This window comes from Streptomyces sp. NPDC055140 (assembly GCF_053607285.1).
The window spans coordinates 115,594-117,907 of the sequence record NZ_JBSGTG010000028.1; the positions used below are offsets into that span (position 1 = coordinate 115,594).

Annotated in this window: 2 pseudogenes; one reads left to right on the forward strand and one right to left on the reverse strand. The window is 69.6% G+C overall.

The features are described from left to right. Positions 1–84: 84 nt before the first annotated feature. Positions 85–1,074, reverse strand: a pseudogene (locus tag ACWFR4_RS37820) (IS701 family transposase); the annotation flags it as partial. 222 nt (positions 1,075–1,296) lie between these two features. Here ACWFR4_RS37820 and ACWFR4_RS37825 point away from each other — a divergent pair. Continuing rightward, positions 1,297–2,314, forward strand: a pseudogene (locus ACWFR4_RS37825) (IS3 family transposase); the annotation flags it as partial.

Genomic DNA, 2,314 nt, shown 5'->3' on the forward strand with positions numbered 1-2,314 from the left:
CGGCCGGGCGGCGGGCGCGCCCGGGGCCCGCCCGGGGGCGGGGGGGGGGGGGGGCCGCGGGCCCCCCCCCCCCCCCCGCCCCGGTCACGCGACAACGCCGGGCACATGTGCACTGCCACTGCGCCTGGGACGCGGCGGAGTGCCTGCACCATAGTGGCAGGCGGTGGCGGCGGCCTGGTGGTGACGCCGCCAGGCGGTCCAGTGCAGCATGTGGTCGCGGTCGCGGGACAGGTGCGGGCAGGACGAGGACGCGCAGGAGGCGTAGGAGTTCGGGGCAGGTCAGCGGGATGAGCCGGGCCGGCTGTGCCTCGCCGGTCTTCTCGCTGGCCGCCGCGAGGGTCAGGGCGAGGACCGTGGTGGCGATCAGGGAGAACAGTGACCAGCGCATCCAGGAGTTCCAGCATGTCACCTGGCCCTGGTCCAGGCCGGCGTGACCCTTGGCGAGCTGGAAGGTCTCCTCGATCCGCCACCAGCGGCAGATGATCTCCACGAGCGTGGCCAGAGTGACGGGGCCCGGTGCCCAGCAGCGGAAGTAGGAGACCTCGCCCGTGTAGCGGTGGCGGGCGACTAGAACGCTGGTGCCTGCATCCTGTCCGTCGAGGGTGTCGTCGGCGCGGATGTCGAGCCAGGCCCAGTCGTACTCGCGCCGCCCCTTGGTGCCGTGACCGGTGGCCAGGCGCATCCACTGTGCAGGCCGCACCTTGTTGAGCATCTTGCGGGCTTCCCTCGACGGCCGGTCCCGTCCGTGACCTGATGGGTGGCCGCGACGCCCACGGTGTAGCCCAGGTTCAACGCCCTTATGTCCCGGCGCAGTTCACGCCCGCAGTAGACCTCGTCGGCAGCGAACCAGCGGGCTGGCATCCCGGCCGCGAGCGCCTCGGTGACCATCGCCAGCGCCTGCTGCGGCTCGGTGGCGAAGACGACCTCGTCCGGCACGCCGGCTAACAGGCGTCGTTCCTCGTCCGCAGCCCAGTCCGCCGGGAGATACAAGGCCCGGTCGAGCAGCACGCGGGTGGTGACGGTGACCACCGCGAGGTGGACGGCGACCTGGCACAGTCCCACACCACCCAGGGCTTGTCTCTGAATAACTGTCAGAGTTGATCTGCCTGGTGGTGCTCGTCGGACAGGCGGGCTCGGATCTGATACAGGGTGCGGGCTGGCGATCCGGGCAACGGTGCGATGACGATGCGGTGCAGGTCCAGGAGGCGGTGGCCGTCTTGGAACTGGTTGGAGTGAGACTGATCCTTTGGAGTGGACACCCTGACAATGGATCTTGAGGATCCATGGGATGTCCAGGTGGGACGCAAGTCTCCGTATCCGGCGAAGTTCAGGAAGGACGCCGTCGCGCTGTACCGAGCCGCGGGCGGTAGGCGGACGTACGCGTCGGTGGCCGGGGATCTCGGGATCACTGCCGAGTCCTTGCGGACGTGGGTCCGCAAGGAATCAGAGGAGTCGGCGCCTGCTGGCTCCGACGGCGGCGGGCCAAGTCCGGCCGAGGAGCCGGCCCGGCTGCGTGAGGAGAACAAGCGGCTGCGCAAGGCGGAAGCCGAGTAGCAGCTGAAGCGCGAGATCCTGCGCCGGGCAGCCGCGTATTTCGCTCGGGAGGTGAAGTGAGTCCCCGCCGCTGGGACTTCATCTCCGATATCCGCGCCGACTTCGGCGCCAAGCGGCTCTGTCGGGTCCTGGACGTCTCCCGCTCCAGCTACTTCCGCCACCAGGCCACCGCCCCTGCCCGCGCCGGGCGCCAGACCGAGGAGGAGCGGACGGTGGCTGAGATCCGCGAGATCCATGCCGAGCACCAGGGCGCCTATGGCGCCTCGCGCGTGCATGCCGAACCGCGGGCCTGCGGCCGGCGGGCCAACCGCAAACGCGGCACACGGCTGATGCGAGTCAACCACATCGTCGGCCGGCACCTGCGGCGCAAGAAGCGCACCACGATCACGGACAAGACAGCGCCGCCGGTTTTGGACCTGGTGATGCGTGACTTCACCGCGACGGCGCTGAACAGCAAGTGGTGCGGCGACATCACGTATATAGCCGTCGGCTCAACGTGGATGTATCTGGCCACGGTCATCGACATCTGCCGGCGCCCCGTGATCGGCTGGTCGATCGCCGACCACATGCGCACCTCCCTGGTCGCCGACGCGATCGAGATGGCGGTCGCCACCCGAGGCGGCCAGGTGCGCGGGGCCGTGTTTCACACGGACAGGGGCGCCCAGGGCGGATTCAACTGGTCGTCGCAACACCTTGATCACGGAGGTATGCGATGGAACGAGACCAGAAGCAGAAGGTGCCGGAGGCGCCTGCGGGAGCG